1 pseudogene is annotated in these 255 nt (G+C 34.9%); it reads right to left on the reverse strand.

The annotated features are described in order from the left end of the window. Nucleotides 1-255 (reverse strand): annotated as a pseudogene (locus tag M3205_RS25420) (IS5/IS1182 family transposase); the annotation flags it as partial.

Genomic DNA, 255 nt, shown 5'->3' on the forward strand with positions numbered 1-255 from the left:
CTGCTTACGCACTTGTTTCGGATATTTGCGTTTACTTCTTATGGATTTTCGTTCTATAACGTCTGAAGATGCTTCAATCTGTTTATCATATTCGGTAACGACTTCGTCCACTTTTTGAACGTATTGATTGAGCTCTTCCAATGATAACTGTTCGTCGCTTTCACGTTTAATTTCAGGAATGATTTCGTTCTCAAGAAGCTCACTATATAGCTGATTTGATTTTTCAATTACACTTTGATGATATTTTTCAATCGA

The organism is Cytobacillus firmus (genome assembly GCF_023715565.1).
GTDB classification, from domain to species: Bacteria; Bacillota; Bacilli; order Bacillales; family Cytobacillaceae; genus Cytobacillus; species Cytobacillus firmus_C.